This is a genomic window from Streptomyces sp. HP-A2021, assembly GCF_022807935.1.
Classification (GTDB): domain Bacteria; phylum Actinomycetota; class Actinomycetes; order Streptomycetales; family Streptomycetaceae; genus Streptomyces; species Streptomyces afghaniensis.
On sequence record NZ_CP094344.1, the window covers coordinates 5,262,864 to 5,285,708 of the forward strand.

14 protein-coding genes and 1 rRNA gene are annotated in these 22,845 nt (G+C 71.9%); 9 read left to right on the forward strand and 6 right to left on the reverse strand.

What is annotated here, in order from left to right:
- Positions 1-10 precede the first annotated feature (10 nt).
- The 3 genes from trmB to MQE23_RS23785 form a co-directional block, all read right to left on the reverse strand.
- Positions 11-844: a tRNA (guanosine(46)-N7)-methyltransferase TrmB gene (trmB, locus tag MQE23_RS23775; RefSeq protein WP_243380215.1), complete on the reverse strand. Its 834-nt coding sequence runs from the start codon at positions 842-844 to the stop codon at positions 11-13.
- A 371-nt stretch (positions 845-1,215) separates the two neighbouring features.
- Positions 1,216-2,424, reverse strand: a complete 1,209-nt coding sequence (gene lhgO / locus MQE23_RS23780) for an L-2-hydroxyglutarate oxidase (RefSeq protein WP_243380216.1) — start codon at positions 2,422-2,424, stop codon at positions 1,216-1,218.
- An 80-nt stretch (positions 2,425-2,504) separates the two neighbouring features.
- On the reverse strand, positions 2,505-3,926 hold the full coding sequence (locus tag MQE23_RS23785) for a hypothetical protein (protein WP_037667410.1): 1,422 nt from the start codon (positions 3,924-3,926) through the stop codon (positions 2,505-2,507).
- Positions 3,927-4,764: 838 nt separating this feature from the next.
- Between MQE23_RS23785 and MQE23_RS23790 the strand changes: the two genes are divergently transcribed.
- On the forward strand, positions 4,765-6,882 hold the full coding sequence (locus tag MQE23_RS23790) for an asparagine synthase-related protein (RefSeq protein ID WP_243380218.1): 2,118 nt from the start codon (positions 4,765-4,767) through the stop codon (positions 6,880-6,882).
- A 249-nt stretch (positions 6,883-7,131) separates the two neighbouring features.
- Positions 7,132-10,428: a BTAD domain-containing putative transcriptional regulator gene (locus MQE23_RS23795; RefSeq protein ID WP_243380220.1), complete on the forward strand. Its 3,297-nt coding sequence runs from the start codon at positions 7,132-7,134 to the stop codon at positions 10,426-10,428.
- On the opposite strand, the gene MQE23_RS23800 is transcribed toward MQE23_RS23795, so the two are convergent.
- The gene (locus tag MQE23_RS23800) at positions 10,415-12,391 is read right to left on the reverse strand and encodes a sigma-70 family RNA polymerase sigma factor (protein WP_243380221.1); all 1,977 of its coding nucleotides are present in this window, start codon (positions 12,389-12,391) and stop codon (positions 10,415-10,417) included. The two genes, MQE23_RS23795 and MQE23_RS23800, sit on opposite strands and share 14 nt — an antisense overlap.
- Positions 12,392-12,734: 343 nt before the next feature.
- Entirely contained in the window at positions 12,735-13,514 is a 780-nt protein-coding gene (locus MQE23_RS23805; RefSeq protein WP_037668621.1) for a helix-turn-helix domain-containing protein, read from the reverse strand.
- A 376-nt stretch (positions 13,515-13,890) separates the two neighbouring features.
- Between MQE23_RS23805 and MQE23_RS23810 the strand changes: the two genes are divergently transcribed.
- The 5 genes from MQE23_RS23810 (at position 13,891) to MQE23_RS23830 (ending at position 18,272) form a co-directional block, all read left to right on the forward strand.
- Positions 13,891-15,270: an NAD(P)/FAD-dependent oxidoreductase gene (locus MQE23_RS23810; RefSeq protein ID WP_020272010.1), complete on the forward strand. Its 1,380-nt coding sequence runs from the start codon at positions 13,891-13,893 to the stop codon at positions 15,268-15,270.
- A 173-nt stretch (positions 15,271-15,443) separates the two neighbouring features.
- Entirely contained in the window at positions 15,444-17,114 is a 1,671-nt protein-coding gene (locus MQE23_RS23815; protein ID WP_037668622.1) for a SpoIIE family protein phosphatase, read from the forward strand.
- Positions 17,115-17,203: 89 nt separating this feature from the next.
- The gene (locus MQE23_RS23820) at positions 17,204-17,428 is read left to right on the forward strand and encodes an ATP-binding cassette domain-containing protein (protein WP_279345201.1); all 225 of its coding nucleotides are present in this window, start codon (positions 17,204-17,206) and stop codon (positions 17,426-17,428) included.
- Positions 17,371-17,610, forward strand: a complete 240-nt coding sequence (locus MQE23_RS23825; RefSeq protein ID WP_020272012.1) for a hypothetical protein — start codon at positions 17,371-17,373, stop codon at positions 17,608-17,610. The genes MQE23_RS23820 and MQE23_RS23825 overlap by 58 nt, the downstream gene beginning before the upstream one ends.
- Positions 17,610-18,272 (forward strand): hypothetical protein, encoded by a 663-nt coding sequence (locus tag MQE23_RS23830; protein ID WP_167338004.1) that lies wholly within the window; start codon positions 17,610-17,612, stop codon positions 18,270-18,272. The genes MQE23_RS23825 and MQE23_RS23830 overlap by 1 nt, the downstream gene beginning before the upstream one ends.
- 230 nt (positions 18,273-18,502) lie before the next feature.
- Here MQE23_RS23830 and MQE23_RS23835 read toward each other — a convergent pair whose 3' ends face one another.
- Positions 18,503-19,768 carry an MFS transporter gene (locus tag MQE23_RS23835; RefSeq protein ID WP_243382730.1) on the reverse strand — a complete coding sequence of 422 codons (1,266 nt, stop codon included), beginning with the start codon at positions 19,766-19,768 and terminating at the stop codon, positions 18,503-18,505.
- 125 nt (positions 19,769-19,893) lie between these two features.
- On the opposite strand from MQE23_RS23835, the gene MQE23_RS23840 reads away from it, so the two are divergent.
- Together MQE23_RS23840 and MQE23_RS23845 are read left to right on the forward strand one after the other, a co-directional pair.
- A complete protein-coding gene (locus MQE23_RS23840) occupies positions 19,894-20,442 on the forward strand; it encodes a MarR family transcriptional regulator (RefSeq protein WP_020272015.1) in 549 nt (182 codons plus the stop codon).
- A gap of 583 nt (positions 20,443-21,025) precedes the next feature.
- Positions 21,026-22,553 (forward strand): 16S ribosomal RNA (locus tag MQE23_RS23845).
- The last annotated feature ends 292 nt before the right edge of the window (positions 22,554-22,845 follow it).

Sequence of the window (22,845 nt, forward strand, 5' to 3'; positions counted from 1 at the left end):
GCGAGTGCGGTCAGGCGCCGGCGGGGGGTTGGTCCACGTGCTGTACGCGACGGAAGAGGAGGTCGTTCACGACATGTCCCTTGTCCAGTCCCTGGCCCTCGAAACGGGTCAGGGGACGGAAGTCCGGACGGGGCGCGAAACCGCCGTCCGCCTGCGTGTTCTCGAAGGCGGGGTGTGCCGTGAGTACGTCGAGCATATGTTCGGCGTACGGTTCCCAGTCGGTGGCGCAGTGGACGATCGCGCCGGGCCTGAGCCGGGTGGCGGCGAGGGTCAGGAAGTCGGGCTGGATGAGCCTGCGCTTGTGGTGCCGCTTCTTGGGCCACGGGTCGGGGAAGTAGACGCGCAGGCCGTCGAGGGAGTCCGGGGTGAGCATCTCCCGGAGGAGGATGATCGCGTCGCCGTTGCCGACCCGGATGTTGGACAGGCCGTTCCGGTCGGCGAGATTGAGCAGGTTGCCCTGGCCGGGGGTGTGGACGTCGACGGCGAGGATGTTGGTGGTGGGGTCGGCTGCGGCCATCCGGGCGGTGGCCTCGCCCATGCCGAAGCCGATCTCCAGGACGACGGGGTTGTCGTTGCCGAACAGGTCGGCGAGATCGAGGGCTCGGCTGCCGTCGATGTCGAGGCCCCACTTGGGCCACAGCCGCTGAAGCGCGTCCGCCTGGCCGGCTGTCACCCGGCTGCGCCGCGGCTGAAAACTCCGGATCCGCCGCTCGAAGTGCGACCCGGCGGGATCGGCCTTCGGCCCATCGGGAAAACGCGGCTCACCCTTGGCCCGGCTGTGCCGGATGGAGGCACCGGGGGTGGGGAGCTGGGGAGGTTCGGGGGTATGCACGGAGTCAGACACAGTGAGACCGATTTTACGGCCGTGGTGTGGTTGCCGGGGGGCGGTGTTGCCTGCGGCGGCCTGTGGCTGCTTCGGTGGGGGCTTGTGTCGCGCCTACGCGCCGGTTGTGGGTCGGGGCCGCGCCGGGGGGTGTCCGTCCTCGGAACGGCGCGATGGGGTTGCGTACCGACTAACCGTCCGTTGACGCGCCAACCGCTGCGGGCGGACACCCCCCGACACGTCCCCTTCCGTGCGTCGGCGGGTGCGGGCGCGTCTCGGCTTAGCTGCCGCAGGCCGTCGCGCTGCGGGCCGCCGTGGCCGCCCTAGCTGCGGGCAGTCGTGCCGCTGGGGCGGCACGGGTGGGCGCAGCGGCACCTCGTCGCGCCGGGCTCTCACAGGGCGCTCAACGCCCTGCGCGCCACCTCCCTGCCGATCGGCAGGGACGCCGTAGCCGCAGGAGACGGCGCGTTCAGCACGTGCACCGTGCGAGCGCCCTCGCGGATCAGGAAGTCGTCCACCAGCGTGCCGTCACGCAGTACCGCCTGGGCCCGGACCCCCGCCGCCGTCGGCACCAGGTCGTCCTCGGACACCCCGGGCAGCAACCTGCGCACCGCCTCCGTGAACGCGCCCTTGGACAGCGACCGCCGCAGCTCCCCCGCCCCGTACCGCCAGTGCCGCCGGGCGATCCGCCAGGACCCGGGCCAGGCCAGCGTCGACCCCAGCTCCCGGGCACGGACCGTCCCCCACTCGTACCCCTCGCGGGCCAGCGCCGGCACCGCGTTGGGCCCGACGTGGACACCCCCGTCGATCCCGCGCGTGAGATGCACCCCGAGGAACGGGAACGCCGGGTCGGGGACCGGATAGACCAGGCCCCGCACCAGCTCCGGCCGGGCCAGCTCGAAGTACTCCCCGCGGAACGGCACGATCCGGACGTCCGGGTCGTCCCCGGTCAGCCGGGCGATCTCGTCGCTGTACAGACCCGCGCAGTTCACCAGCATCCGCCCCCGCACGACATCCCCGGCAGCCGTGAGCACGGCGACTCCCCGCTCGGGGCGGCGGTCGATCCGCACGACCCGCGTGCCGTAGCGGATCTCCGCGCCCGAGCCGTGGGCCAGCTGGCGGGCGACCGCGACGAAGTCGCAGATGCCGGTCGTACCGACGTGTATCGCGGCGAGGCCCCGCACCTCCGGCTCGTACTCCGCGATCTGCGAGCCGCCCAGTTCACGCACCGGTATCCCGTTCTCCCGGCCGCGCTGCACGAGCGCGTGCAGGCGGGGCAGCTCCGCGCGGTCGGTCGCGACGATCAGCTTGCCGGTGACCGCGTGCGGGATGCCGTACTCGGCGCAGAACTTGACCATCTCCGCCGCGCCCCGCACCGCGTAGCGCGCCTTGAGGGAGCCGGGGCGGTAGTAGATACCGCTGTGGATGACGCCGCTGTTGCGGCCGGTCTGGTGCCGGGCCGGGCCCGGCTCCTTCTCCAGGACCGTGACACGTGTGCCCGGTGCGGCGCGTGTGATCGCGTACGCCGTCGACAGACCGACGATCCCCCCGCCGATCACCAGCACGTCACAGTCGTACGCGATCTCCGGCACCCGCGTCACCTGCACCACCTCCCGCTTCGATAGTGCACTGCGCCACTGACAATGCCTTCAAACGCGGAGACGGCAGCATGCCTGCGCGGCTAGGCCGGAGCCATCAGCAGCGGCCGTGCACGTTCACGCAGCTCGACCACCCGTGGCTCGTCGCCGTACGGCTCCAGCCGGTGCAGGAGGTCCTTGACGTACTCGGTGGTGCGGGCGGAGGAGATACGGCCGGCGACCTCCACCGCTCGTACGCCCTGCTCGCACGCCGCGTCCAGGTTCCCCGACTCCAGTTCGGCCACCGCCGAGACGACGAGGCGCAGGCCGTGGGAGCGGACGAACTCCTCGGTGGGCTTCGAGAGGGCCTGTTCCGTGAAGCGGCGGACCTGGCGGGGCGCCTTGAGGTCGCGGTAGCACTCGGCCGCGTCGGCGCAGAAACGGTCGTAGGAGTAGAAGCCGAGCCAGCTCGGGTCGTTGTCGCCAGGACGGGCGCGCTCCAGCCAGCTCTCGGCCGCCTTCAGGGCGCCGCCGGCCGCCTGGGCGTCCCCCGCACGCGCGTGTGCCCGGGCCTCGACGAGGCGGAAGAAGCTCATCGTGCGGGCCGTGGCCAGGCCGCGGTTGCGTTCCAGGGCGGCCTGGGCGAGGTCCACGCCCTCGTCGCCGAAGCCTCGGTAGGTGGCCTGGAGGGACATGGAGGCCAGGACGTAGCCCCCGAGGGGGACGTCCGCCGCCGCCCGGGCCAGGCGCAGGGCCTGGATGTAGTAGCGCTGGGCCGCTTCCTGCTGGCCCGTGTCGAAGGCCATCCAGCCCGCGAGCCGGGTGAGTTCGGCGGAGGCGCCGAAGAGGGCCCGGCCGACCTCGTCGGAGTAGGAGCCGAGCAGCAGCGGAGCCGCCTCCACCCTTAAGCACTCGGGGACCATCGACGAACGCCAGTCGCCGCCGCCGTACTTGGAGTCCCAGCGCCGCGCGTCCTCGGCGGCCTCCCGCAGCTTCTGCACATCGCTGTGGCCGACTTTGAGCGGTGCGCCGGAGCCCTCGCCGGGGCCCACGTCACGCGCGACCGAACTGTCGGCCGGGGTTATCAGCCATCGTGAGGCGGGCGTCGCGTACGCGCTCACCGCGAACGAGCCGGCCAGCGACTGCCAGATGCCGCCGCCGGCGCGGCGGCCCGCGAGGTCGAGACGGTACAGCTCCGTCGCGGACTTCACCGCCTGTCCGACGTCCCGCGGGAAGGCGAGGCCGACTTCGGGCGCGGGGTCCGCGTCCGCCAGGCCGATCTCGTGGAGTGGCACCGGGCGGCCCAGCTTCTGGCCGATGGCGGCGGCGATGAGGTGCGGTGCCGCACCCTGCGGCACCATGCCCTTCGACACCCAGCGCGCCACCGACGTTTTGTCATAGCGAAGCGTCAGTCCTCGCTGAGCGCCAAGATCGTTGACGCGCCGCGCGAGGCCTGCGTTCGAGATTCCCGCGAGGGCGAGAACGGCGCCGAGTTTTTCGTTCGGCCCGCGTTGCTCCCTGGACATGCGCCACCCCTCGACACAGACGGCTGCCGACGTTGGCATAACCACGCGGCATTCGTAAACCCAGCGTAGTTCGCCGCATCCCAAGCGTTAAGGGGCATTGTTCCGGTTGGCGGGATTGTGGTCCGTACTGAAGTGCGGTTCAGATACGGGCTGTTGCCATGTGCTCCCACTGTGTGGCCGTGCGCCTGTCCGTGCGCTCTTCTCCGGCCATCGCGGGAGCGGTTCCATGGTCGTTGCGTGGGTCGGCCCGCTGTACTGGATCCAGTGGGCTGGGGGACACCGCCGCCTTCATCCCCGCGGGCGGCGGAACGGTCCGGGAGGCGTGCTCCGTCTCCCGGACTGCGCGACCGTGCGGTGGTACGCAGGGCCTGTACGGAGAGTGTTCGACGCTGCGTGCGGAACAGGGATTTGGCCGAAAATCGACCCCGTCGATGGTGGGGTATCAGGCCTCCGACCATGGCAGTTGAGGGCGCGTCGGGCGTATTCGGGGCGCGTATCGGGGGCGCATTCGCGCCGCAGTCGTACTGGTGACGTGTCGCTGACGGGTCTTGCCTCCTGACGGTCCCTTCTGTTCTTGCCGCTCCACCGTTGCCTCCACCGCCTCCTTCTCCTTCGGGCCTCACTGCCGGCCGCACTGCCGTCTCCTCCGCTCGTTTCCTCTTGTGGCGTGGGGGAGTTCGGGGCGTTCCGGGGTGTTCGAGGCGGCGTGGGTGGCTCCGCCGGGGCGCGTTCGGCGGAGCGCAAGCGGCGCGGGCGCACTCTGGAACGCTTCCTTCATGGCAGCATGGTGAACCGGTTCGTACGGTGCACTGGTTGTCCACAGCCTGTGGAGGCGGCGATGCGGTGGTTGGTGGGATGGAGCAGCACCGCCGCGGGAGCCGTCGCTGCCGGCTCGGCGGGGGCCACGGGACCCGACGGCGAGACCCTGCACCCGGTGGGCTCCCACCTCCTGTGGGGTGACCCCGATCCGCTGTGGGCGGTCGGTGACTGGCGCCCCGACGAGGTGCGGGTCGTGAAGGCCGACGAGCGCACGCGCATCGCCGTCCTCGGTATCTGCGGCGCCACCGACGAGCAGCTGCGCGTCGCGCTGTTCGCCGCGCGCGGCGGGGCACTTCGGCATCTGACCGCCTGGCCGGGGAGCTACACGGCCATCGTGCAGGTCGGCAGGAGGGTCACCGTCTGCGGCGACCTCGCGGGCGCGCGGCCGGTGTTCTACACCCCCTGGGCCGGCGGTACGGCGTATGCGACGGCCGCGCTGCCGCTGGCCGACCTCATCGAGGCCAACCTCGACTTCGGGCACCTCGCCGCGCTGCTGGCCGCCCCTGACGTGCCCGCCGCGCTGCACGACTCCACGCCGTACGACGGCGTGAAGCGCATTCCGCCCGGGCATGCGCTGATCCTGCGCGCGGGGGCGCGTGAGATCGCCGGGTACGAACCGGTCGCCTCGCTGGCGGTGGCGGCGCCTTCGGCCGACCCCGACAGCGCGGTCGACGCCGTGCGCGACGCGCTCGTGGAGGCCGTACGGACGCGGCTGTCCGCGCCGCGGCACGTCCCCGGGGCGGACATCGACCCGGGGCCCGTGCCCGGCATGGGGCCCGCCGAGCGGCGTGCCGCGCGCGGGATGCCGGTGCCGGGGATCGGGGCCGACCTGTCCGGCGGGCCGGCCTCGGGGACGCTGGCGCTGCTGGCCGCGGGGCTGCCCGGCATGCCGGGCACGGTGCTGGGGCACGGCACGGGCGCGGGGGAGCGGCTGCTGGCGGTGACGTTCAACGACCTGGCCGTCGGAGGGCGGGAGGCCGAGCTGGAGCGGGCGGGTGCGCTGGCCGCGAACCCGCGGCTGCACCATGTCGTCGTGGCCGGTGGCGAGGAGACCCTTCCGTACGCCGATCTGGAGGGCCCGCTGACGGACGAGCCGGGCGCGTCCCTGGTGACGGCGGCGCGGCACCGCGCGCGGCTCGCGGCCGGCAGCGCGGACCACTTCACGGGCTACGGCGCGCGGCAGGTCCTGGACGCCCATCCCGCGCGCCTGGCCGACCTGTTGATGGACCGCAAGCGGCGTCACCTGGTGCGGCCCGTCGCCGCGCTGGCGAAGACGGACGGCTCGGTGCTGGTCCCCGCGCGCGTGTACGCGGCGGCGCGACGGCTGTCCCGGACTCCGTACCGGGCGGGGCTCGAATCCCTGGCCGAGCGCCTGCTCGACCACCGCACGGACGACGGCCTGGACGCGCCCGGAGGTGCGGTGGAGGCCTCGCTCGCCGCGCTGACCTGGGGGAGACCCGGGCCGGCGGCGCGCTGGCTGACCGGTGAGGCGCTCGCTGAAGTATCGGTTCGCCTTCAGGCGGCGACGCACCGGTCGGAGCTGGCGGGGCCGGGGCAGCGGCCAGGGGACTTCCGCGCGCGTGCGGCGCTGGCGCGGCATGCGGCGGACCTGCGGGTGCTGGAGCAGGCCGCGGAGATCCGCTTCCAGCGGCTGCACGCGCCGTTCCTCGACAACCAGGTCGTACGCGCGGCCCGGGCGCTGCCCGAGGCGTTGCGGGTGCGGCCGGGGGCGCGGGCGGCGATCCTGCGTACGGTGCTGGAAGGGGCCGGGGTGCGGGACCTGCCGCCCGGGTGGGGCGCCCCGACCCAGGCGACGGCGGCGGCCGCGGCGCGTACGGGGCTGAGGGTGGCGGCGGACTCCCTGGTCGCCCTGTTCGACACGCCGCTGCTGGCGGAGGCGGGGCTGGTCGAAGCCCGGGTGGTCCGCAAGGCCCTGCGCTCCGCGGCGGCCGGCGAGCCCCTCCCCCTGGACGGCCTCGCCGACCTCGTCTCCCTGGAACTGTGGCTGCGCCGCCTGCTGTCCCGCCGCGGCACCTGCTGGACGGGCACACCGGCCCGTCAGCGGGCCGTACCGGCGGGGATCGCGCCGCAGCGGGGGGCGTTGGGGGCGGGGGCCGCCGGGGTGCGGCGGGTGTAGCGCCTTCCCCTGGCCGCGGGCAGTCATGTCTCCCCCAGTGCCTCAAGGGCCTGGGAGGTGCCCCCAGGGCGGCACGGGTGGGCGCAGCGGCACCCCGTTCCGCCGGGCTGCGGACCCACCCGGCCTCAGCCGCAACGCCGGGCACCTGGCAGCGCCGAGTCGTACAACGCCTGCCGTCCCCGCCGCCTCAGAAACACCCGGCCCCGAAAACCCGACGGCCCTCACACCCACCCGGGCGACAATGACCCGGTGCGGTACAGAATCCTGGGCGTCACCACGGCAGAGGACGAGCACGGCACAGCCGTACCCGTCGGCGGCCCCCGCCTCCGCGCCCTGCTCACCGCCCTCGCCCTACGCCCCTCCCGCGTCACCACCCCCCGGACGCTGATCGACGAGGTGTGGACGGACGACCCGCCCCAGGACGCCCACGCCGCGCTCCAGGCCCTCATCGGCCGCCTCCGCCGCGCCCTCGGCAAGGACGCCGTGACATCGGACACCGGCGGCTACCGCCTCACGGCCACACCGGACGACATCGACCTCTTCGTCTTCGAACGGCTCGTCCGGCAGGGCACCGACGCCCTCGCCGCCGACGCCCCCGCCCTGGCGGAACGCCATCTCGACGACGCCCTCGCCCTCTGGCGCGGCCCCGCCCTCGCCGACCTCCCCGACCGCACCGCCGCCACCCGCCCGGAGGCCACGCGCCTGGAGGCGACCCGGGCCCGGGCAGAGGCCCGCCTACGGCTCGGCCGCGCCGCGGACGTCGTACCGGAACTGCGCGAACTGACCTCCGTCCACCCGTACGACGAACCGCTGCACGTCCTCCTCATCCGCGCCCTGCGCGACACCGGCCGCGAAGCCGACGCCCTCGCCGCGTACGAGTCCGCCCGCCGCGCCCTCGCGGAGCGCCTCGGCACCGACCCCGGCCCGCAACTGCGCGCCCTCCATGCCGACCTGCTCGCGTCGGCCGCGAGGAGCGAGAAGGCAGCGCCCACTCGGCCCGAGCGCACCGGGAACATCCGTCCCCGTCTGACCTCGTTCGTCGGCCGGGAACCCGAGATCGCCGCCATCCGTTCAGACGTGCACAGGGCCCGACTCGTCACCCTCACCGGACCGGGCGGCTCTGGCAAGACCCGTCTCGCCGAGGAAGCCGCCGCCGGGCTGCCGCAGGCGTGGCTGGCCGAGCTCGCCCCGCTCGACCGGCCGGAGGCGGTGCCGGGAGCGGTGGTCAGTGCGCTCGGTCTGCGCGAGACCGTGCTGATGACCAGCGAGCTGACGGCCATGCAGGACGACCCCGTCGCCCTGCTCGTGGAGTACTGCGCGCCGCGCAGCCAACTGCTGATCCTTGACAACTGCGAGCATGTCATCGGCGCCGCCGCCCGCCTCGCCGAGACCCTGCTGACCCGCTGCCCGGGGCTCACGATCCTCGCCACCAGCCGTGAACCCCTGGGCGTGCCCGGTGAACTGGTGCGTCCGGTCGAGCCCCTGCCGCCGGACCACGCCCGCCGGCTGTTCGCCGAGCGCGCCACCGCCGTCCGTCCCGACGCGCAGGCCGTGCTCCGGGACGAGCGGGCGGTGGCGGAGATCTGCCGCCGCCTGGACGGGCTGCCGCTCGCCATCGAGCTGGCCGCGGCCCGGCTCCGGCTGCTGACGCCCCGGCAGATCGCCGACCGGCTCGACGACCGCTTCCGCCTCCTCACCTCCGGGAGCCGTACGGTCGTGCCCCGCCAGCAGACCCTGCGTGCCGTCGTCGACTGGTCGTGGGACCTGCTCGACGAGGCCGAGCGGACGGTGCTGTGCGAGGTGTCCGTGTTCGCGGGCGGCTGGGACCTGGCGGCGGCGGAGGCCGTGTGCACCGGGCCCGCCGCCGAACTGCTCGGGGCCCTCGTCGACAAGTCCCTCGTCGTCGCGGCACCCTGCGGGACGGACGACCTGGACGGCATGCGGTACCGGTTGCTGGAGACCATCCACGAGTACGCCGTCGAGCGTGCCGCCGAGGCTCCGCAACAGCGCGCCGCGGCCGAGCGGCGGCACCGGGCGTGGGTGCGCGCGCTCGTCGAGCAGGCCGAGCCGCTGCTGCGCTCCGCCGGGCAACTGCCGTGGGTCTCCCGGTTGGAGACCGAGCTCGACAACATCCGCGCGGCCCTCGACCGGGCCCTCACGGCCGGGGACGAGCAGGAGGCCGGCGCGCTCGCCCTGGCCATGGGCTGGTTCTGGTGGCTGCGCAACTACCGGCACGAGGGTCTGGAGTGGCTCGGCCGGACCCTGCGGCTGGGCGTGGAGAGGGACGCCGCCGCGGGGCTTGTGCCGTCCGGCGGCGAGCCGGGCCCGCCCGACCCGGTCGACCACTTCCTCGCCGCGCCGGACGGGGAGTCGGGGCATCCGCTGCACGCCCTGCGGATGGATCTGCGTCTGCTGCATGTGTTCTTCATGACCGAGGCGGGGCCCATACAGCGGTTCGTCGACGAGCGGCGGCCGTATGTGGAGCGGGTGTGGGCCTACTTCCAGGAAGGGGGCCCACGGGCGGCCCGGATCCCGGGGCTCGTCTGCCCGATCATCACCTCCTACCTGGGCGACCGCAGCGACCTCCGGGCCGTCATGGACTCCGCCGTCGCCAACTGCCGTATGTACGGCGGGGACTGGGAGACCGCCGTGGCCCTGATGTTCCGTACGCACATGGTCGTCGACGCACCCGGTGACCTGGACGGCGTGGACGACGACCTCGCGGAGTTGCGCGTCCTCAGCCGCCGCACCGGTGACCGCTGGCTGCGGGCCCAGGTGTGCAGCGCGGCCGGCGAGGCCGCCATGGCGCGCAGCCGCTTCGAGGAGGCCAAGGGGGAGTACGAGGAGGCGCTGCGGCTCGCCTACGAGGTGGGCGCGTACGCCGAGTCGCCGTTCCTCCTCGCCCGGCTCGCCGAGATCGCCTACCGCGCGGGAGACCGCCCGGCCGCGCTGGCGGGGCTGGACGAGGCGAGTGCCGCCTCCGAACGGTACGGCGTGGCGGACTCCAGGGCGTTCGTCCTGCTGCTGCGGACCCAGATGGCGTTCGAGGAGGGGGACATCACCCGGGCGCGCGAGTTCTGCGAGGCGGCGCGTGCGGACGCCGCGCGCGGCACACCGCCGCCCCAGTTCGTCGTGATGCTGGATCTCATGGACGCCGTGGTCACGGCGAGCGAGTTGGGCCCGGGGCCCGGCCTGGCCAAGCTGACCGGAGCCCTGCGCGAGGCCGTGGACAAGCGGTGCTCCGACCTGATCCGGGCCATCGTCGTGGACAGCGCGGCAGGACTGCTGGCCGACCTCGGCGACTTCCCGCGCGCGGCACGGCTGCTCGGTGCCGGGGACCACTGGTGGGCCGGCCGCCCCCGCCCCATGCCGGAGCACGCCCAGGTGGAACGGACCGGGGCAGCCGCGCGTGCCGCCCTGGGCCCTGCCCGGTGCGAGTCGGAGCGCGCCCGGGGCACGGCCCTCACGGCGGACGACGTCCTGCGCGAGCTGGAGAAGGCACGGACCTCGCACGCCACCGGGCCGAGAGCCGCTAACCGCAGGTGAACCTGGACTCCGCCCAGTCCGCCAGGCCCAGGTTGTCGAGGGCGCCGTGCGGTTCCACCACCAGCCGCACGGTGCTCCGGCCGGTGAGGTTCACCTGGACGGGAACCACCGGGTCACCGCCCTCCACCAGCCCGGACCGCCACAGCCGGACCCCGTCGGCGTAGACGGAGAAGTAGACCTTGCCGAGCTTCAGCGCCATGTCGTCCACCCCGACGAGCGCCTCGTACGAGGAGCAGGAGCGGTTGAGGTCGATGGTGACGGAGGAGCGGCCGTGCACGGTGACGCCGTGCGTGTACCGCCGGTCGCCTGCCGACAGGCCGTCCCGCTGCCAGACCCAGCTGCTCGCGCCGATCCGCATCTCGGGCGCGGTGCCGTCGCCGCTGATGTCGTACGACAGTTCGCTCCACTGGTAGACGGCCGGGGTGGGCGGCCTCTCGGTCGGTGTCGGAGTCGGTGTGGGCGTGGGCGCCGGGGGCGGTGCCGGCCTCGGGGACGCGCGCGGTGGGGTGGGCGTCGGGGTCGCGGCCGGGGACGGTGTGGACGACGGGCTGGTCCTGCGGGTCGGCGTCGGTGCGGGCGTCTCGGCGCGCGCGGGCACCATCGCCGGTGGCCGCGGTCCCGGTTCCCGCTCCGAAGGAGAGGGCGTGGGCTCGGCGGGCCGGACCACCGGCGAGGACGGGGTGGGAGCGGGCCTTGCCTCGTCCTGCTGCTTCTCGTTGCCGGCCAGCGCCAGCACCACCGCGGCCACGACGCCCACGGCGACCACACCGGCCGCGATACCCGCCTTCACCGGCGCGCCCACTCCTTCGGAGGCCGCCGCACCACCTCCGGCCCCACCGGTCGAGCCGCCCCCCGCGGCCCCACCGGTCGAACCGGCGCCCGCCGCCGTCCCGCCCGACGAGCCCCCGCCCGTCGCCGCCGCGGCCGCTCCCGCCCCCACTCCCGCGCCTGCGGCGATGAGCCCGGCCGCCTTGGCGTATCCGGCGGCACCGAACCAGCCGATGACCGCCAGCGGCACCACGGCGGGGATGCCACCAGCGACCTCCTCGATCTGCGTCGCGGCCAGCCGGCACTTCGCGCACTCCTCCAGGTGCTTGCGCAGCCCCCGTTCGGCACGCGTGCGCAGCCTGCCGCGGGCGTACGTGCCGAGCTGGTCGGCGTAGCGCGCGCATTCCTCGTCGGCGGTGAGCGTGGCGCTGACGTGGGCCTGGAGGTAGGCCTGCCTGAGGCCCTCGCGGGCCCGGCTGGCGAGCACGCGCGTGCCGTTGGCGTCCAGCCCGAAGAGCGTGGCGACCTCGCTGGGCGACTCGTCCTCCACCTCGGTGTGCCACAGCACGGCCTGCCACCGCTCCGGCAGCGACCGGAAGGCCCGCGTGGCCATGGACCGCTCGGCGTCGTGCATCGCCCGCACGTCCGCGCCCAGGTCGAGCGTGTCGTCGTCGGACACGTAGGAGCCGCGTGCGGACTGGGCGGCGAACACCGCGAAGTCGTCGACGAGCTGCTCGCGCCGCGCCGACCGCGTCCAGGAGGCGGCGACGCGCCGGACGGAGGTGAGCAGGTAGGCGCGTACGGCGTGCTCGGGGCCGGAGCCGCCGCGTACCGCCTGGAGCATGCGCGCGAAGACCTCGGCGGTCAGGTCGTCGGCGGTGTGGGCGTCACGGCAGCAGGTCCGGGCGTACCGGCGCACGGCCGGCGCATGCCGCCGGAACAGCTCCTCGTACGCCGTGTCGTCGCCCGAGCGCATCCGGTCGATGAGATCGGCGTCGGAGGGCGGCAGCTCGCGCGGCGGCGGCAGGACGCCGTCCTCACGCCAGGTGCGCTGTGGCGGGACCGAGTCGTCGGCTGGATGCCCGCTCGGCGGTACGCCCGCGCGTCCGCCCTGGCTCGGCACCTGCGGCGGGACCGGGCCGCCTGCTGTGGCGTCCCCGTTACCGCTCGGCTCGTCCCGCCCGTCACCGCTCATCGCGGAAAGCCCCCGCCAGCCGCCCAACACGTCCAGACCACCGGGTCAGAGTGCCATATTGGCTTTTGTTCAGAACCCTGGAGTCCGGACCATCACTCATCCGTGGGGATTTACCGCACGCCAGTACTAGACATCACTCGTTCGGGGAATGAATCCCTGTCACGCCTGGCTCGGAAGCTGACCGGACCGATCCCGCAGCTGGTCATGACCGCCACAGCCGACCGGTCCGATCGACCGGATCAGCCGACCAGTCCGGCCGACCAGCCCGGCCGACCGCACCGGCCGATCGCTCCGCTCGTTCCGGAAACCCCTTGCGGAAACCCTTCCGGCAGCCCGGCCCGCCTCACGCCGGCCGTGACCGAAGCCCCTCCAGCAGGATGTCCAGCAGCCGGGCCGACGCGGCCGCCTGCTGTGCCGCGTCCGGCAGCGAGGGCGCGGCCGTCGCGATCACCAGCAGTACGTCCGACACCGACACGTCCGCCCGCAGCTCACCCGCCGCACGCGCCCGCTCCACGAGCTGACCCACGACCTCGAGCAGCGCCGACGCCCCGGCGTCGTCCTCCGCCGTGACCGCCGCCGTCGGCACCGAGGCGACCGCCACCGGCTCCTCCGGCACCAGTCGCAGCTCAGCCGGGCCCGGCTGCGTCCGCTGCTGCGGCACCCGCGCCTGACCGGCACGGTCCTCCTCGACCGAGACCCGCAGCACCTGCGGCGGCAGCAGCCGCCCGGCGCCGGAGGCCACCGACGTACGCAGGAAGCGCGACAGCGCCGACCACGGCTCGTCCTCCTGCCCGAGCGCCGCACGCGCCTGGTCGGTCAGCCGGGAGGTCTCCTCCTCGGCTATCCGCCGCACCAGGACGTCCTTGCTCGGGAACCGCCGGTACACCGTGCCCACGCCGACCCGCGCGCGTCGCGCCACGTCCTCCATCGGCGCGCCGTACCCCAGCTCGCCGAACACCTCGCGCGCCGCCCGCAGCACATGCTCCAGATTGCGCTGTGCGTCCACGCGCAGCGGAGTCGTCCGCGCTCCGTTCCCGCGTCCGTTGCCCGCCGTCGCGCTCATCGTCGCGCCACCCGCCGCGACAGCGGACGCGGACGACCAATGAGAGCCCTGAACATGCATTCGCATTCCCCCGGTAATGACGTCTCCCCCCGGAGACACTCCCCGCCATTCGATGCCGGGACGGAGGAACAGGCCCGGGTCCCCGGCCCCGCCCGTCGCGGACCCGGCGAGCGCATCCCCCTACACCCCGTCGACACACGAACATAGTTGAGAGGGAGTCAATTCAGAAGGGGGACGTTCCGCACGGAGCGCCCACCGATCGGAGTACGGGCCGTATACGTCCTGAATGTGCCCCCGACCGCCCCCCACACTACCCCCGCTGACCTGCGGGTATTCGCCACACCTCGCCTTTCCGGCCAACTCCGCGCGCTCTCCCGCTCCGGTCACACAATTTGTCGAGGCTGTGGACAAACGCCAGCGGCGGGTGCGTCATGGGATGGTGAAGGAACGTGCGCGCATTCTCGTTGTCGGTGGTGGCTACGTCGGGATGTACACGGCCCTGCGCCTGCAGCGCAGACTGAAACGGGAGCTGGAGCGGGGCGACGTGGAGATCACCGTCGTCACCCCCGACCCGTACATGACGTACCAGCCGTTCCTTCCCGAGGCCGCCGCGGGCGCCATCTCCCCGCGCCACGTCGTCGTACCGCTGCGCCGCGTCCTCGACCGGTGCCGCGTCGTCATCGGCGAGGCCACCGCCATCGACCACGCGAAGCGCACCGCCACCATCACCACCCTGGCCACCGAGGAGGAGGGCACGGGCGGGCAACTGCTGACCTACGACGAACTCGTCCTCGCCCCCGGCTCCGTCTCGCGCACCCTGCCCGTCCCCGGCCTCGCCGACCACGGCATCGGCTTCAAGACCGTCGAAGAGGCCATCGGCCTGCGCAACCACGTCATCGAGCAGATGGACATCGCCTCCTCCACCCGCGATCCCGCGATCCGCGACGCGGCCCTCACCTTCGTCTTCGTCGGCGGCGGCTTCGCCGGCGTGGAGGCGCTCGGCGAACTGGAGGACATGGCCCGCTACGCCGCGCGCTACTACCACAACGTCCAGCCCGAGGACATGAAGTGGATCCTCGTCGAGGCCTCGGACCGCATCCTGCCCGAGGTCGGCGAGGAGATGGGCCGCTACACCGTCACCGAACTGCGCCGCCGCAACATCGACGTACGCCTCCAAACCCGCCTGGAGTCCTGCGCGGACCGGGTCGCGGTCCTCAGCGACGGCGCCCGCTTCCCCACCCGTACGGTCGTCTGGACGGCCGGCGTCAAACCCCACCCGGTCCTCGCCGCCACCGATCTGCCCCGCAACGACCGCGGACGGCTCAAGTGCACGGCGGAACTGGCCGTCGAGGGCGCCACGCACGCGTGGGCGGCCGGAGACGCCGCCGCCGTCCCCGACGTGACCGCGGATGAGCCGGGCCGCGAGTGCGCCCCCAACGCCCAGCACGCCCTCCGCCAGGCCAAGGTCCTCGCCGACAACATCGTGCACACCCTGCGCGCCGAACCCCTGCAGACGTACGAACACGCCTACGCCGGCTCGGTCGCCTCCCTCGGCCTGCACAAGGGCGTCGCCCACGTCTACGGACGCAAGATCAAGGGCTACCCCGCCTGGTTCATGCACCGCGCCTACCACCTCAGCCGCGTGCCCACCTTCAACCGCAAGGCGCGCGTGCTCGCCGAATGGACCCTGGCCGGGCTCTTCAAACGCGAGATCGTCTCCCTGGGTTCACTCGAACACCCCCGGGCCGAGTTCGAACTCGCGGCCGGTGGAAAGCCTTCTCAAGACCCCCCGGTGAACCCGAAGGGGTCGTCCTGACCGGACCCAGGAACTCCTCCGGCCGGCCCGGCGTCTGACGGATGCCGGTCCGGTCCGCTCACTGCCAGACTGGTCCACCACCGCGGGCGTGCCACCCCTCGCCCCGGTGCGGGCCCCCGGGGCCCCGGCCGGTTCCGGTGCCGGCCGCCGACGACTACACGAGGCAAGGATTCGTGAACTTCACGCGCTGGAGCGCCCGGCTCCCCGGAACGCAGCGCCGCGCCGCAGCGCGGACCGAGCAGACGGCCTCCCCGGACCGGCGACGGGAAGGTTCCGTACCCGCCGCCCGTGCCGAACAACTGGCCGACGAGCCACCGTCCGTACCCGCCGTCGACGAACTGCGGGTGCGCGAGGTCCTCGACCGCGTCCCGTCCCTCGTCGCCCTGGTCCACGGCCCCGACCACCGCATCGCCTACGTCAACGACGCCTACACGACCGCCTTCGGCGCACGCCCCCTGGGCGAACGCGCCCGCGAGGTCCTCCCGGAACTGGACGCCCTCGGCCTCTTCCCCCTCCTGGACCAGGTCCAGCGCAGCGGCAAACCCCGCACGGTCAAGTCCCGCAAGGCCCCCGACGGCCGCTCCTACACCTTCACCTGCACCCCGGTCGCCCAGGGCGACGGCAAGGGTGGCAGCGACGGCCGCGGCGTACTCGTCTTCGCCACGGACGTCACCGACCACGCCGAAGCCGCCGAACGCCTGCGCGCCAGCGAACGCCGCCAGCGTGAAACGGCGGTGACACTCCAGAGGTCACTGCTCCCCCAGGAGCTCGAAGAACCCGACGACCTGCGCGTCGCCGCCACGTACCACCCCGGCGGCACGGAGGCCGCGGTCGGCGGCGACTGGTACGACGTCATCACCCTGGGCGGCGGCCGCACCGCCCTCGTCATCGGCGACGTCATGGGCCGCGGCGTCCGCGCGGCAGCGGTCATGGGCCAGCTCCGCACGGCCGTCCGCGCCTACGCCCGCCTCGACCTGCCCCCGCACGAGGTCCTCCAGCTCCTCGACGGCCTGGCAGCCGAGATCGACGCCAACCAGATCGCCACCTGCGCGTACGCGGTCCACGACCCGAACGAGGGCAAGCTGGTCTACGCCTCGGCGGGCCACCTCCCCATCCTGGTCCGCGACGAGAACGGCGCGGTCCTGCGCGCCGACGAACCCACCGGCCCGCCGCTCGGCACCGGCGGCTGGATGCACGCCTCGGGCTCGATCCCCCTCGGCCCCGGCTCCACGGCCGTCCTCTACACGGACGGCCTGGTGGAGCGCCGGGACGCCGACCTGGACGAGGGCATCGCCGCCCTGGAACGCGCCCTGGCCGGCGCCACCGGCACCCCCCAGGTCGTCTGCGACCGCCTGGTCCGCTCGGCGGGCGTCACCCCCGACCACGACGACGACGTGGCCGTCCTGGTCCTCCAGCACCCTGCCCGCACCGGTCCGGAGAGCGAGCTGTTCCGCAACGCCGCCCTGGACCTCCTGGGTGGCGTGGAAGCGGCCCCACGCGCGCGTGCCTTCGCCTCCGGCGTCCTGACCAGCTGGCGCTTCCCCGCCGATCTGCACGACCTGGGCGTCCTGGCCACCAGTGAACTGGTCGCCAACTCCCTCCAGCACGGCACGCCACCGATGCGCCTGCGCCTGCGCCGCACCGACCGACGCCTGATCATCGAGGTCACCGACGGCGACGACCATCTCCCCAGACGCCGCCGCGCGGAACCGGGCGACGAATCGGGCCGGGGCATCGCCATCGTCGCCACGATCGCGTCGAACTGGGGCTGCCGCCGGACCCCGGGCGGCGGCAAGGCGGTGTGGTGCGAGTTCGCCCTGCCGCACGGACGGATGCCGAGTTGACCGCAGCCGCTGGTGCACCGCTTGTCCGGACGAGCGGGGTGTGCAAGGCGTACCGCTCCGCGGCCGAGACCGTATGGGCCGCACGAGACGTGGACTTCACCGCCCGGGCGGGGGAGTTCGTGTGCGTGTACGGCGCCAGCGGCTCCGGCAAGTCGACCCTGCTGAACCTGCTCGCCGGCCTGGATCTCGCCGACTCCGGCGAGATCCAGGCCGGCGGGGGTCGGAGCACAACCTCATCGAGGAGTTCACCGCGGCGGTGTACGCCACCCGGGTCGACTCGCCCGCCCAGGCCATGGTCCTCACCGGCATCATGATCGCCGCGGTGCTCCTGACCATCCCCGAGGTGTTCGCGGGGCTGCTCAGACTGATGCCGGAGGGCGGTCCCCGACGCCGCCTGGTGCGACGGCAGCTGGCCGCCGACCGGGCCAGGGCCTGCGCCGCCCGGCCGGCGCCTCCGGGCTCGACGGCCTGCCCCGCACCAAAGTGCGCTTCCTGATGGCGGGAGACCCGGACAACCCCCTGATGGCCGGCCGGGAAGGCCAGTACGGCAGCCTCCTCGCCGCGAACCAACCGCGCGACGTCGAACGACTGACCGGCCGCCGCCTCGACCCGGGCCAGACCTCCGTCCTGCGCGAGGGCGGCGTCCTGGTCTGGTCACACGCCGCCGATGCCCCCACCGGGCCGGACACGCGCCTGCGTCTCGCCGTCCGCCAGGGCGACAAGGTCCTGGGCCGCACCGCCGCCCTGCCCGCCGCGGCCCTCGACGTGGACCCGGCCGAATGGCGCACAGGCTCCGACGGCACCATGCTGCGCGCCACCGCGACCGCGCTCGACCTGCCGATCCAGGCCCGCGGACCGGTCATGATCACCGGTGTCTCCGACAAGAAGGCCCACGCCCTGCAACAAGCGGTGATCGACGCCGGCATGGATGCCGGTGCAGTGCTGATCCACGTCGAGCCCGACGACCCGGTGCCCCCGGCAGCGCTCCTGGCCACCGCGGTGGGCCTGGTGGCCCTGGCTCTCGCCGCAGTGCTCGCCGCCACCCGCAGTCAGACCCGCATCCTGCGTCGCTACCTCGCCCGGCTGATCGCCGTGGGCATCCCGCCGCGCTGGGCACGCCAGGTGCTGCTCTGTCAGCACGCGGCCCTCTCGCCGTGAGCACCCTGCTCGGCCTGGCGATCGCTGTGTTCCCGACCGTGGTCCTCGCGGCGCGGATCTCCGGTTTCGTGCTGAGCGTCCCGGGGTGGCAGCTGGCCGTCCTCGCCGCGGCGATCTACTTCGCCGCGCTGCTCGCCGCGGTCCACTCGGCCGACCGGCTCCGCGTGACCGAGGCGCGATCGGCCTGCCCGGACGGCCCGGCCCGGGCACACGCCGACGGCGCCGGTGCCTCACACGTCCGCGGACACGGACGCCCCACCCCGCGCCACGACCCGGCTCTTCGCGAGCCACGGCTGATCCTGTACGTCGGTCAGCTGCCGCCCCAGCCGCACGGCGAGAACGGTGATCCCCAGCGAGAACAGGAGGAACGCCACGATGTACGGCGCGTGCAGCGAGGCCCCCAGCGGCCCGCCCACCGCCGGCCCGACGGCCAGCGCCAGCTGCTTGACCAGGGCGAACGCGGAGTTGTACTGCCCGGCCATCCCCTCCGGCGCCAGATCGGCGACCAGCGGGGCGACCGTCGGCGACAGCATCGCCTCGCCCAGCCCGAACAGCGCGTACGTCGAGACGAACGCGGCCGTCGCCATCTCCTGGCTCCCGTGCCCGAGCCCCGCGTACCCGGCGACGGCCCAGGCCACGGCCCAGATCAGCCCGACAGCAGCGATCACCCGCGAGCGCCGACGCCGCTCCACGAACCGCAGCACGGCGAACTGCGCCACGACGATCACCAGCGTGTTCGCCGCCAGGGCGGTCCCCAGCGCCGACGTCGATATCCCGGCGGCCTCGACCCCGTACGCGCTCAGCCCCGACTCGAACTGCCCGTAGCAGGCGAAGAACAGCACGAAGCCCAGCACGCACAGCTGCACCATGGCCCGGTTCCCCAGCATCTGCTTCCAGCTGCCCCGCCCCGACGCCACGGGCGCCGCCTCGATCCGCGGCGCGTGCGGCAGCCGCACCGTCACCATCACCACGACCAGCAGCAGGAACATCACCGCCTCGATCGCGAAGAGCAGCGTGAAGGAGGCGGCGCTCGACGTGTCGACGAGATGCCCACCGATGAGGCCACCCACCCCGAGCCCGAGGTTCTGCAGGAAGAACTGCATGGCGAAGGCCCGCGACCGCGTCTCCGCCGACGAGCAGTCCACGATCATCGTGGCCAGCGCCGGCTGCATCACGGCCTGTCCGGCCCCCAGCAGGGCAGCCGACACCAGCACGGCAGCCGCACTGCTCGCGACCCCCAGACTCAGCGCACCCAGGGCGGCGGCGACCAGGGCGGCGAGCAGCACCGGCAGCGGGCCACGCCGGACGATGGCCCGCCCGGCGAACGGCAGCACGACCAGCGCCGCCACAGCGAAGACGGCGAGTACGAGACCCGCCGTCATGGCTCCCAGTCCCCGCACCTGCGCCACATAGACGTACAGATAGGGGACGGTGAAGCCGAGCCCGAACGCGCTGAGTGCGTTGCCCACGTGGATCCGGCGCATCGCTGCATCCATCGCCCTGGTCACGTTCACCTCTCTCACAAGTAGTTAGGAGTGAAGACTTCGAAACTAAAGTTCGAAGCTAAAGAGTACATACCCAAGGACTTCAAGGCAAAGAACGAGCGTGCGATACTCCCCCCATGGGCGACACCCCCGGCCCCAGCGAGCCGACCCTCGAAGAGCAGATCGCGGCGTACCAGCGCGAGTTCCAGGACCTCGACCCCCAGGTGGAGCAGATCGTCTCGGCCCTGTCCCGCCTGAACCGCCGTATGAACGTCGCCTACGGCCGTCAGACCGCGGCCCTCGGCATCAGCAACGCCGAGTGGGAGGTACTGAAGGCCCTCGTCCTCTCCGGCGCCCCCTACCGTCTGGGCCCGAGCGACCTCGCCAAGCGCCTCGGCCTGACCCCGGCCGCCATGACCCACCGGATCGACCGCATGGTCGGCGAAGGACTGGTCACCCGGGAGCGGGACGAGTCCAACAGGGTTCGCGTCATCGTGGAGCTCACCAACGGAGGTCGTGAGAAGTGGCTGGAGGCGATGCGCCTGGCGTCGGTCTTCGAGGAGGACCTGCTCCAGGACCTGTCCCCGCAGGAGCGCACCGCGCTCGGCGAGGTCCTCACCCGGCTCCTGCGCCGGGTGGAAGACGCCCAGCCGGACGCCGGCGGCCGCCTCTCCGACCTGGACTGACGTCCGCATAAAGATCTTGACAGGGGGCGCTTGACAGGCCTCCTCTCGATCCGTAAAGTTCTTCGGGTTGCCGCGGAGCCGTAATGGTTCTGCGACAGCACTTCCGCCGCACGAGCGGCACCCAACCACTAGCAAGATCGCTCCCAACGGGGTTGATTTCGGCATGCCCGAATTCAATTCGAATTGGGACTCGACGACCTGATCGACTCCGCACAGGCTTCGATTTTGGAAACGCCGAGAGAACGCGCTAAGGTTGGACACGTCGGAACGGCCCAGCGGCCGAGAAGACGAACCCCGCTGACTGGGGGTCAGATCGAAGAAAAAGATCTGATAGAGTCGGAAACGCAAGACCGAAGGGAAGCGCCCGGAGGAAAGCCCGAGAGGGTGAGTACAAAGGAAGCGACCGTTCCTTGAGAACTCAACAGCGTGCCAAAAGTCAACGCCAGATATGTTGATACCCCGTCTCCAGCATCTGCTGGGGCGAGGTTCCTTTGAAAAAACACAGCGAGGACGCTGTGAACGGCCGGGCTTATTCCGCCTGGCTGTTCCGCTCTCGTGGTGTCGACCGGATTACCGGTAAACATTCACGGAGAGTTTGATCCTGGCTCAGGACGAACGCTGGCGGCGTGCTTAACACATGCAAGTCGAACGATGAACCACTTCGGTGGGGATTAGTGGCGAACGGGTGAGTAACACGTGGGCAATCTGCCCTGCACTCTGGGACAAGCCCTGGAAACGGGGTCTAATACCGGATACAACCACTAGGGGCATCTCTTGGTGGTGGAAAGCTCCGGCGGTGCAGGATGAGCCCGCGGCCTATCAGCTTGTTGGTGAGGTAATGGCTCACCAAGGCGACGACGGGTAGCCGGCCTGAGAGGGCGACCGGCCACACTGGGACTGAGACACGGCCCAGACTCCTACGGGAGGCAGCAGTGGGGAATATTGCACAATGGGCGAAAGCCTGATGCAGCGACGCCGCGTGAGGGATGACGGCCTTCGGGTTGTAAACCTCTTTCAGCAGGGAAGAAGCGAAAGTGACGGTACCTGCAGAAGAAGCGCCGGCTAACTACGTGCCAGCAGCCGCGGTAATACGTAGGGCGCGAGCGTTGTCCGGAATTATTGGGCGTAAAGAGCTCGTAGGCGGCTTGTCACGTCGGTTGTGAAAGCCCGGGGCTTAACCCCGGGTCTGCAGTCGATACGGGCAGGCTAGAGTTCGGTAGGGGAGATCGGAATTCCTGGTGTAGCGGTGAAATGCGCAGATATCAGGAGGAACACCGGTGGCGAAGGCGGATCTCTGGGCCGATACTGACGCTGAGGAGCGAAAGCGTGGGGAGCGAACAGGATTAGATACCCTGGTAGTCCACGCCGTAAACGGTGGGCACTAGGTGTGGGCAACATTCCACGTTGTCCGTGCCGCAGCTAACGCATTAAGTGCCCCGCCTGGGGAGTACGGCCGCAAGGCTAAAACTCAAAGGAATTGACGGGGGCCCGCACAAGCGGCGGAGCATGTGGCTTAATTCGACGCAACGCGAAGAACCTTACCAAGGCTTGACATACACCGGAAAACCCTGGAGACAGGGTCCCCCTTGTGGTCGGTGTACAGGTGGTGCATGGCTGTCGTCAGCTCGTGTCGTGAGATGTTGGGTTAAGTCCCGCAACGAGCGCAACCCTTGTCCCGTGTTGCCAGCAGGCCCTTGTGGTGCTGGGGACTCACGGGAGACCGCCGGGGTCAACTCGGAGGAAGGTGGGGACGACGTCAAGTCATCATGCCCCTTATGTCTTGGGCTGCACACGTGCTACAATGGCCGGTACAATGAGCTGCGATACCGCGAGGTGGAGCGAATCTCAAAAAGCCGGTCTCAGTTCGGATTGGGGTCTGCAACTCGACCCCATGAAGTCGGAGTCGCTAGTAATCGCAGATCAGCATTGCTGCGGTGAATACGTTCCCGGGCCTTGTACACACCGCCCGTCACGTCACGAAAGTCGGTAACACCCGAAGCCGGTGGCCCAACCCCCTTGTGGGGAGGGAGCTGTCGAAGGTGGGACTGGCGATTGGGACGAAGTCGTAACAAGGTAGCCGTACCGGAAGGTGCGGCTGGATCACCTCCTTTCTAAGGAGCACTTCTAAGCCGGTCCTTCGGGGCTGGTTCAGAGGCCAGTACATCAGCGAATGTCTGATGCTGGTTGCTCATGGGTGGAACGTTGACTACTCGGCCAGGATCTTGGGCCGGAGGCTGCTAGTACTGCTCGCAAGAGCGTGGAACGCATGATCTTCGGACGGGAGCTGGTCGGGCACGCTGTTGGGTGTCTGAGGGAATGGATTTTTCCTCAGTGCCGGCCCCAGTGAACTCGGACCGAAGGTTCGGGGTGATGGGTGGCTGGTCGTTGTTTGAGAACTGCACA

Bases quoted from the DNA above. Each gene is read 5' to 3' on its own strand.
- MQE23_RS23785 (WP_037667410.1), bottom strand. From the start codon at position 3,926: ATGTCCAGGGAGCAACGCGGGCCGAACGAAAAACTCGGCGCCGTTCTC.
- MQE23_RS23790 (WP_243380218.1), top strand. From the start codon at position 4,765: ATGCGGTGGTTGGTGGGATGGAGCAGCACCGCCGCGGGAGCCGTCGCT.
- MQE23_RS23800 (WP_243380221.1), bottom strand. From the start codon at position 12,391: ATGAGCGGTGACGGGCGGGACGAGCCGAGCGGTAACGGGGACGCCACA.
- MQE23_RS23805 (WP_037668621.1), bottom strand. From the start codon at position 13,514: ATGCATGTTCAGGGCTCTCATTGGTCGTCCGCGTCCGCTGTCGCGGCG.
- MQE23_RS23810 (WP_020272010.1), top strand. From the start codon at position 13,891: ATGGTGAAGGAACGTGCGCGCATTCTCGTTGTCGGTGGTGGCTACGTC.
- MQE23_RS23830 (WP_167338004.1), top strand. From the start codon at position 17,610: ATGGCGGGAGACCCGGACAACCCCCTGATGGCCGGCCGGGAAGGCCAG.
- MQE23_RS23835 (WP_243382730.1), bottom strand. From the start codon at position 19,768: ATGGATGCAGCGATGCGCCGGATCCACGTGGGCAACGCACTCAGCGCG.
- MQE23_RS23840 (WP_020272015.1), top strand. From the start codon at position 19,894: ATGGGCGACACCCCCGGCCCCAGCGAGCCGACCCTCGAAGAGCAGATC.